Origin of the sequence: Mesorhizobium sp. M4A.F.Ca.ET.022.05.2.1, assembly GCF_003998845.1 — a bacterium.
GTDB lineage: Bacteria > Pseudomonadota > Alphaproteobacteria > Rhizobiales > Rhizobiaceae > Mesorhizobium.
Genome location: NZ_RZOJ01000267.1, coordinates 1 through 8,627 on the forward strand (window position 1 = coordinate 1; position 8,627 = coordinate 8,627).

General features: G+C 64.9%; 8 protein-coding genes and 2 pseudogenes. 6 read left to right on the forward strand and 4 right to left on the reverse strand.

Translation table 11 applies throughout. The features are described from left to right. Positions 1–165: 165 nt before the first annotated feature. Positions 166–663, reverse strand: coding sequence for a hypothetical protein (locus EN745_RS23980; RefSeq protein WP_126053945.1), 498 nt, complete (start codon positions 661–663; stop codon positions 166–168). 2 nt (positions 664–665) lie between these two features. Further along, positions 666–2,079 (reverse strand): annotated as a pseudogene (locus EN745_RS23985) (FAD-linked oxidase C-terminal domain-containing protein). A 102-nt stretch (positions 2,080–2,181) separates the two neighbouring features. On the opposite strand from EN745_RS23985, the gene EN745_RS23990 reads away from it, so the two are divergent. Next, positions 2,182–2,667 carry a thioesterase family protein gene (locus EN745_RS23990; protein WP_127407290.1) on the forward strand — a complete coding sequence of 162 codons (486 nt, stop codon included), beginning with the start codon at positions 2,182–2,184 and terminating at the stop codon, positions 2,665–2,667. 146 nt (positions 2,668–2,813) lie between these two features. Next, positions 2,814–3,011, forward strand: coding sequence for a hypothetical protein (locus EN745_RS23995; protein ID WP_126053941.1), 198 nt, complete (start codon positions 2,814–2,816; stop codon positions 3,009–3,011). 1 nt (position 3,012) lies between these two features. On the opposite strand, the gene EN745_RS24000 is transcribed toward EN745_RS23995, so the two are convergent. Beyond that, positions 3,013–3,495 (reverse strand): Lrp/AsnC family transcriptional regulator, encoded by a 483-nt coding sequence (locus tag EN745_RS24000; RefSeq protein WP_127422415.1) that lies wholly within the window; start codon positions 3,493–3,495, stop codon positions 3,013–3,015. 89 nt (positions 3,496–3,584) lie between these two features. On the opposite strand from EN745_RS24000, the gene EN745_RS24005 reads away from it, so the two are divergent. From EN745_RS24005 to EN745_RS36270, 4 genes are all read left to right on the forward strand, one after another. Further along, positions 3,585–4,520, forward strand: coding sequence for a DMT family transporter (locus tag EN745_RS24005; RefSeq protein ID WP_127422416.1), 936 nt, complete (start codon positions 3,585–3,587; stop codon positions 4,518–4,520). A 194-nt stretch (positions 4,521–4,714) separates the two neighbouring features. Then, complete coding sequence (locus EN745_RS24010) at positions 4,715–6,121, forward strand: cytochrome P450 (RefSeq protein ID WP_189363145.1); 1,407 nt, start codon at positions 4,715–4,717, stop codon at positions 6,119–6,121. A gap of 10 nt (positions 6,122–6,131) precedes the next feature. Next, positions 6,132–6,926, forward strand: a complete 795-nt coding sequence (locus tag EN745_RS24015) for a class I SAM-dependent methyltransferase (protein ID WP_127405701.1) — start codon at positions 6,132–6,134, stop codon at positions 6,924–6,926. A gap of 133 nt (positions 6,927–7,059) precedes the next feature. Continuing rightward, positions 7,060–7,209 (forward strand): hypothetical protein, encoded by a 150-nt coding sequence (locus EN745_RS36270; protein ID WP_189363146.1) that lies wholly within the window; start codon positions 7,060–7,062, stop codon positions 7,207–7,209. 134 nt (positions 7,210–7,343) lie between these two features. Here the strand turns inward: EN745_RS36270 and EN745_RS24020 are convergent. Continuing rightward, positions 7,344–8,627: pseudogene (locus EN745_RS24020) on the reverse strand (PQQ-binding-like beta-propeller repeat protein); the annotation flags it as partial.

Sequence of the window (8,627 nt, forward strand, 5' to 3'; positions counted from 1 at the left end):
CAGCACCAGCACGAACAGGCCACCGAAGATCACGAACAGGCGTGCGAGCATCAGCACCAGCGATCGTTGAAAGTCAGCTGCACTGTACCCGCATCAGCGTGTCGATAAAGAGGCAATTCGGCTGCGTCCTCGGCAAGCAGGGAGCTGTGGGGACAGTCCGCCGCGTCAATGCCGCGCCGCTTCCATCAGGGCGGACAAGACCGCACCCGTGCAAAGGCTGATCAGGAATTTCTTCGCAACGAACTCGATGGTCGAGTCGTGGAACGTCAGGATGAAATGCCGATAGTCCGAAAACAGCTCAGGCATATGGGATGGATGAACCCGATTGGCCTTTTCCAGGGAAGCGATCCAGGACGAGTTGAAGACTTCGAACGCAGAATATGGTTGCAGGCCGAGACCATAGAGCCGATGCCCGCTGATGGCTTCATCGTTCGGCGGACCGAATTGAAGCGCCAGGTATGGTTCCACCGTCAGGATTGCGACGGATTGGTCGCCTGTCGCGGGCGAAACCGAGCGCGCGTTCGTGCCATCGAACGAAGGATCCGGAACGTCGGCGAGATACGCGATCAACAGCCGCTCTTCATTTGCAAAGACATGCGGCAATGGCGCGCCGGCCGATGATGGTGGCACCTCGATCGGCAGCAGGGCCTCGGCCGCCGACATGACTAGTGACCAACACGGGGCAGGATCTTGCCCGGGTTCATGATATTCAGCGGATCGAGCGCCTGCTTGATCGTGCGCATGACCTCGACGCCATGGCCGAGCTCGTGACGCAGGAAGCCAACCTTGCCCTGGCCGATGCCGTGCTCGCCGGTGCAAGTGCCGTCCATGGCGATGGCGCGCATGTTGAGCCGCGCGACGAATTTTTCCGCCAGCGCGATTTCCTGCGGGTTGTCGACATCCATCAACACCAGCACGTGGAAGTTGCCGTCGCCGGCGTGGCCGACGATCGGGGCGATCAGGCCCATCTCGGCAATGTCGGCCTCGGTCTCGGTGACGCATTCGGCAAGCCGCGAGATCGGCACACAGACATCGGTCGACAGCCCCTTGGCGCCGGGCCGCAAGGTCAGCGATGACCAATAGGCGTCGTGCCTGGCCTTCCACAGTTTCGTCCGCTCCTCGGCAACGCTGGTCCACAGGAACGGACCGCCGCCATTCTCCTCGGCGATCATGCCGAAGGGCCTGTTCGGCAACGCCGGCATCGCTGCCGTGGAATTCGACGAACAGGCACGGGCCTTCCGGGTAGTCGAGCTTGGAATAGTTCTTCATCGCCCGCATCTGCAGCGCATTGACCAGTTCGATGCGCGCCACCGGAATGCCCATCTGGATCGTCGCGATCACCGTCTTGCAGGCCGCCTCGAGGCTGGGAAACGGGCAGACGCCGCCGGAGATTGCCTGCGGGATGCCCTGCAGCCTGAGCGTCAGCGCCGTGATGACGCCCAGCGTGCCCTCCGAGCCGATCAGCAGCCGCGTCAGGTCGTAGCCGGCCGAGCTCTTCTTCGCCCGCTTCCCAGTCGTTACCGCCTCGCCATCGGCCATCACCGCCGTCAGCGACAAAACGTTCTCGCGCATCGTGCCGTAGCGCACAGCGTTGGTGCCGGACGCCCGCGTCGCCGCCATGCCGCCGAGCGAGGCATTGGCGCCGGGGTCGATCGGGAAGAACAGCCCGGTGTCGCGCAGATGCCGGTTGAGGTCCTCGCGCGTCACGCCTGGCTCGACGGTGCAGTCGAGATCCTCCGGATTGACCGCGAGGATCCGGTTCATGCGCGAAGTGTCGATCGAGATGCCGCCGCCCGGCGCGTTGGTGTGGCCTTCGAGGGAGGAGCCGACGCCGAAGGCGATCACAGGCACCCGGTGCGCCGCGCAGGCGCGCACGATCTCCTGCACCTCGGCCGTGCTCTCCACAAAGGCGACGCCATCCGGCGCCTGCGTCGGGATGTAGGTGGTGGTGTGCGCATGTTGGGAGCGGACGGCCTGGCCGGTCTGGAAGCGCTCGCCGAGCGTCTGCTTGAGGATGCCGAGAACCGCGGCAATGCCCTCCTCGTTGCGCTCGACGGGATTGAGGTCGCTCAAAGCCATGATTCACTCCGCGAATGGACCAGCCGCCGCCCTTGCTGTGCGGTTATGGATGCGTAGTCTCACGACCCACGCCCTGTCCAGCGATCAGGAAAGGAAAACAAGATGTCGATGCCCGCCCCTTTCATTTCCCGCCCCATGGATATCGAGAAGGACTGGATCGACTATAACGGCCATCTCAACATGGCCTATTACAACGTGCTGTTCGACCGCTGCTCGGACGACGCCTTCGAGATGCTGGGCATGGGGCCGAACTACGCCAAGGAGCGCCGCCTCACCATCTACACGGCGGAAGTCCATGTCTGCTACGTGCAGGAGCTGCATCTGGAGCACAAGGTCCAGGTCTCCTTCCAGCTCATCGACCATGACGAAAAGCGTCTGAGAGCCTATCAGGAGATCCGCCATGTCGACGGCTGGCTGGCCGCCACCTCCGAGACGCTTTCGCTGCATGTCGACATGTCCGGGCCGAAAGTGGCGCCCTTCCCGGCCGACGTTCTTGCCAGGGTCGAGGAGATGCGCGCTGCCCACGCCGCGCTGCCGATGCCGGAGCGCGCCGGCCGCTCGATCGGCATCAAACGCAAGAGCGCTTGAAGCACCCCAGCGCGCACGTTAACCTTACCAAGGTTTTAACGTGAACAAGCCGATTGAGTCGTTGAACGACTCAGCGGAGCGTTTGAAAACCACCGTATCGGGTTGGCGATGCGGGGCGGCGGGCAGAGGCGGTTCGAGGAACGTGCATGAAAACCGACATCAAGGTCGAGGTGGAACGGCTGGCGGCCGATCCGCGCATAACCGACTATGATTTCTGGCGCTCGCTCAAGAACGTCAACAACGAGATCTTCCACATTGCCAACAACAACGAGCCGATCCCCTTCGACATGATCCGCTGGCGCGCCATCCTAAAGCAGGCGCGCCTGAAGCGCGGGCATTTCTGACTTATTGCCGATCCCCGGTCGCGGCCTCGAGCGGCGAGCGCGGCGCCACCGGCGACGACTGGATGATCGCCGTGTTGGTCATCGCATAAGGGATGATCCTGTCGATCACCCGTTCGAGCTCTGCCACCGAGCCGACATGCGCCAGCGCGATGAAGCAGTCCTCGCCGGTCACCCGGTCGCACTGCGCGATTTCCGGCAGCTCGCAGATGATGTCGGCGACGACGGCAAGCTGACCCGGCACCGGCCTGATGCGCAGCCATGCCGACAGTTTCATGCCGAGCGCGGCCGGATTGATCCTGACCGTGTAGGCCTCGATCACGCCGTTCTCCTGCAGCTTTCTGATCCGCTCCGCCACGCTCGGCGCCGACAGGCCGACGGCGCGCGCCAGTTCGGCCGTGCTGGTGCGCGCATCCTTTTCCAGCAGGCGCAGGAGCTTCAGGTCGGCGGCATCGAGGTCCGCGTTTTCGTTTCGAAGGCGTTTCAAGGAAATTTGCCTTTCTTTCGGAACAACTCGGTCGCATGACCCAGCGGTCATCCATATAAACCGCCCGATCTGCCTGCGATAGTGTCCGTATGAAAGATCAAGCGCAAGTCGCGGCGGCAAGCCCGGCCCTCGACACGCTGAACAGGGCCGGCCAGGGGGTTGCCGGTCCTGCCTTCTCTACCCTGGCGACCGCCCTGCCACCACATCTGTGGTTCGGCGTCAGCGCCGTGTTCCACTATCTCGGGCCGGCCTTCGCGGTGCTGCTTTTCGCCCAGGTCGGCGTGCTCGGCATGGCCTGGCTGCGCATCGCCACCGCCGCCCTCGTCTTCGCGCCGCTGACCCGGCCATGGAGGGTCTTCGCCCGCGCCGACCGGCCGACCCGGCTGTTGCTCGGCGCCTTCGGCGCCTGCCTGGCGGTGATGAACTGTTCCTTCTATCTCGCGCTCGACCGCCTGCCGATCTCGCTGGTCGCGGCGATCGAGTTTGTCGGCACCATCGGCGTCGCGCTCGTCGGCCTGCGCAGCCCGCGCAACCTCGCGGCGCTCGCCATCGCGGTGACCGGCACCTTGCTGTTGATCGACGTCAAATGGTCGAGCGACCCGGTCGGCCTGTTCTGGGCCTTCCTCAACGGCGCCCTGTTCGTCGGCTACATCGTGCTCGGCCACCGCGTTGCGGCGTCCGGCGCGGACGCCGGCATTGCCGGCCTCGGCGCTGCCATGGCGATCGCTTTCCTCGTCGTGCTGCCCGTCGGCTTCACCCAGGCGACGCCGGCCTTCTCGGCGCCGTCGCTGCTCATCGCCGCGATCGGCGTCGGCATCTGCTCCTCGGTCATCCCCTACATATGCGACCAGCTTGCCATGGCGCGGCTGCCGCGCGCGAGCTTCGCGCTGATGCTGTCGCTTTTGCCGCTCACCGCGACGCTGATCGGCATCATCGTGCTGCGGCAGGTTCCGAGCCCTGGCGATTGCCTCGGCATCGCCCTGGTGGTGGCCGGCGTCGCCTCGCACAAGCCGGCGCCGGAATGATCCACCAGAGGTGAGTGAAGCGGCGACCTACGGCGTCGGCCGGCGGACGCGACCTGCTCGCGACAAACATGGTCCCCCGGATGCGAAATGGACCATAAGCTTTTGAATAGGCCTATAGAAATTACGCACAAAGCAATCCAAGAATCGATTCCGTTTTTCGTGATGCATGCTGTAGCATGCCGGTGGAGACAGCCGTGGTTTGCGGCAGCGTCAGGCTTGGGTGGGGCATGCTGGCAAACAGGTTGGGGAAATGGCGCTCGCTCGGCCTGATGGTCCATTTCGCGGCTGAGCCGCTGACGGCGGCACGCAACGCGCATCGCGCTTTTGGCCCCTTCATTCAAGCCGAATACCCGCATTCGACCTCGGCACAGCCGCGCCGCGTCTTCATGATCGCCGATGCCGCGCTCTATCGCGCAATGCTTTCCGACACCGAGACCTGGCGCAACATCCAGATAAACGGGCGCGGCAAGCGGGGGCACGCTTCGCACCGGCTCTCCTATGGCATGACGCGACTGCGCGGCGAACGCCACGAGCACTACCGCAGACTGTTCGCGCCACCGCTTAAGCGTCCGGCGATCATGACAATGAGCCCGGAGATGGCACGCATCGCCGCTGACCAGGTTTCGTCCTGGCCAATCGGCAAACCCTTCTCACTGACCGATGCCGCCAAGACGATGGCCAAACACCTGGCGATCGGCCTGCTGTTCGGCGACGACCGGGCGCGCGCCATGCCGATCGCCGAGATGATCGCGCGGCAGATACGGGCGAGTTGGATCGTTCCGGGACCGGCCTTCTTCAGCTGGATACGGGAAGCCGAGGTACAGGAACGCGCCATCCTCGCCTGGGCGGAAGAAAAACGTGGCAACACCGATGCCCAGGACATCCTGTCCATCCTCGTCAACAACACCGACGAGGCCGGGCGACCGCCTTCGGTCGAGCTGATCGGCGGCATTATCAGCTTCGTCTTCGGCGCGGCCTATGACACTTGCCAGAATGCGCTCGCCTGGACGCTAATCCTGCTCAACCAGCATCCGGACGCAATGGCGGGCCTTGCCGCCGAGATCGACGCCGCGCTCGACGGAAAGCCGGCGACGATGGACCGGATCGGATCCTTGCCGCTGCTTGACGCCACCATCAAGGAAGCGATGCGGCTTTTTCCGCCGGTGCCGCTGATGATGCGCAAGGCAACGCGGGCAACGAGGCTTGGCGACGAACCCATCGCCAGGCATGAAGGGGTGCTGATCAGCGCGCTCACAATCAACCGCGATCCTTCGCTTTATCCGAATCCCGACAGTTTTCAGCCGGAGCGCTGGGCTTCGATCAAGCCATCGCCATTTCAGTACACCGTGTTCGGCGCTGGCAGCCATATGTGCCCCGGCGTTACCTTCGGCCTGCAGATGATGAAGATTGCGCTGGCGACCATCCTCTCGAAGCGTTCCGTGGAACTGGCGCCGGGAGCGCGCATTTCCTATCGCACGCGAGTTACGTTGGCGCCGATCGGCAATGTCCAGGTCATCATGCGCGAACGCGGCGGACCGGCGCTCTCGAGCCCGGCGCACGGGCGCTTCCGCGAACTCGTCTCGCTTCCCGCGACAGCATGAAAGGCCTCCCATGAGCGCACAGCAGACCATGGTCCGCATCTACGACCGGGTCATGAAAAGCAGCAAGCAGCGCCGCTACTATGGCGGCAGCGGCTTCTACAATTTCGGCTATTGGGCGACGGGCGCCGCGTCGCAGCGCGAAGCCAGCGAGGCGCTTGTCGACACGCTGCTGGCACGGCTCCCGGACAAGGGCGGCCGGATCCTCGACGTCGCCTGCGGGCTCGGCGCGTCGACCAGGCGTCTGCTCGCCTCCTACCCGCCGGAGGCGGTCACTGCCATCAACATCTCAGCCGCGCAGGTCGCGACGGCGCGCCAGAATGCCCCCGGCGCGACGGTGTTGCAGATGGACGCCGCCAAGCTTGCCTTTCCCGACGCGAGCTTCGACGCGGTGATCTGCGTCGAGGCCGCCTTCCACTTCGATACCCGCGCCGCCTTCCTCGCGGAAGCCTTGCGCGTGCTCAAGCCCGGCGGCGCGCTCGTGCTCTCCGACATCCTGTTTCGCGGTTTCACCGCTCCGGTCGCCGACCGCCTTGGCGTGCCGAAGGCCAATCTGGTCCCGGACATCGCTTCTTACCGGGCGCTCTTCGAGGCCGTCGGCTTTCAGGATGTCAGGGTCGAAGACAGGACTGACGACTGCCTCGGCGGCTTCCGCCGCAGCCTCGTCGCATGGCCGGCCTCGGAACGGGGCAAGGGCGCCATGAGCCTGAAGTCCAGCCTCGGCACCGCCCTCGTCTGCCGGTTGATTGCCGGCTATTTCGGCGCTGTCTCCAAGGCCTATCTCCTGGTCTCGGCACGAAAGCCCTGAGGCGAGGGCCAGTCCGGGACCTCATCACATTTTGGTCATTTCCGCGAATCCTGATGGCGCCGCCATAATTTGAAGGGAAGCTCAACCTGGCTTCGCCTGTCACGACGGTACCTGACGAGAAGGAACAACGCTTATGACCTTGTCCGCTCCGATCCTCGCAAGCGCGCTCGTGCTGGCCGGCGCGGCCCTCTTGGCGCTGCGCGCCGCAACGCTCACCGGCGGCCGAGTTGCGGTCAAGGTCAGAAGTAGGCGCCGGCCCTGCCGCGCAAAATCCGGCAACTGAGTGCCAAGACCGTGGGACGCGCAAGCGGCCGCTACCTGTGCGATCAGGATTTCGCCCGTGCCGGTCCATCAGGCCGTCACCTAGCGCAATAGGTGTGCCGTTCGCTGGCCGGCATCACCCGAACATCAACACACCTATTTCGGCAGCGTGTAGGCCATCACATAGTCGCCGGGCTTGGTGCCGACCGAACCATGGCCGCCGGCGACGATGACCAGGAACTGACGGCCGTCGCCGACCGTGTAGGTCATCGGCGTCGACTGGCCGCCGGCCGGCAGCCTGGCTTTCCAAAGCTGCCTGCCGGTGGTCAGGTCATAGGCGCGCAGATAGTCGTCGACCGCCGCTCCCAGGAAGGCTACGCCGCCGGCGGTGATCATCGGCCCGCCAATGCCGGGCACGCCGACCTTGAACGGCAGCGGCAGCGGTGTCATGTCGCGCACGGTGCCGTTGCGGTGCTTGTAGGCGATTTTGCCGGTCCTGAGATCGGCGCCGGCGACATAGCCCCATGGCGGCGCCTGGCAGGGAATGCCGAGCGGCGACAGGAACGGCCCCATCACCACCGCGTAAGGCGCGCCCTCGTTGCGGTTGAGCCCTTGCTCGCTGCCGCGTCCTTCATCCGGCGGCGGCACCTGGTCGCGCGGAACGAGCTGCGATTTGAACGCCAGATAGGTCGGCATGCCGAACATCACCTGCCGAACCGGATCGACAGCGACGCCGCCCCAATTGAAGACGCCGAAATTGCCGGGATAGATCAGCGAACCCTGGACGGACGGCGGCGTGTAGCGGCCCTCATAGCGCAGGCCCCGCAATTCGATCCGGCAGGCCAGCTGGTCGAACATGGTGATGCCCCACATATCGGCGCCTGTCAGCGGCTTCGGATTGAAGGAAAGGTCCGATTCCGGCTGCGTCGGCGAGGTATGGTCGCCCTCGATCGCGCCGCCCGGCGCCGGCACCTCCTTGACGGGAATGATCGGCTCGCCGCTGCGCCGGTTGAGCACATAGAGGTCGCCCTGCTTGGTTGGCCCGACCAGCGCCGGCACGACACCGCTCGAGGTGGTGATATCGACCAGCGTCGGCTGCGCCGGAACGTCCATGTCCCAAAGGTCATGATGCACGGTCTGCCGCACCCAGCGCACCTGCCCGGTGTTGAGGTCGAGCGCGGTGATCGAGGAGGAGAATTTCTCGACATTGGCACTGCGTCCGGCGCCGAGCTGGTCCGGCGTCTGGTTGCCGAGCGGCACGTAGAGCAGGCCGAGCTTCTCGTCGGCGCTCGGCGTCGACCACATGTTGGGCGAGTTGTTGGTGTAGGCTTGGCCGGTCGGCAGCGGCGTCGTCTGGTCCGGATTGCCGGAATCCCAGTTCCACAGCAGCGCGCCGCTGTCGACGTCGAAGGCGCGGATGACGCCCGACGGTTCCTGCGA

Coding starts and splice junctions, on each gene's coding strand:
- EN745_RS23980 (WP_126053945.1), bottom strand. CDS start 663: ATGTCGGCGGCCGAGGCCCTGCTGCCGATCGAGGTGCCACCATCATCG.
- EN745_RS23990 (WP_127407290.1), top strand. CDS start 2,182: ATGTCGATGCCCGCCCCTTTCATTTCCCGCCCCATGGATATCGAGAAG.
- EN745_RS23995 (WP_126053941.1), top strand. CDS start 2,814: ATGAAAACCGACATCAAGGTCGAGGTGGAACGGCTGGCGGCCGATCCG.
- EN745_RS24005 (WP_127422416.1), top strand. CDS start 3,585: ATGAAAGATCAAGCGCAAGTCGCGGCGGCAAGCCCGGCCCTCGACACG.
- EN745_RS24015 (WP_127405701.1), top strand. CDS start 6,132: ATGAGCGCACAGCAGACCATGGTCCGCATCTACGACCGGGTCATGAAA.
- EN745_RS36270 (WP_189363146.1), top strand. CDS start 7,060: ATGACCTTGTCCGCTCCGATCCTCGCAAGCGCGCTCGTGCTGGCCGGC.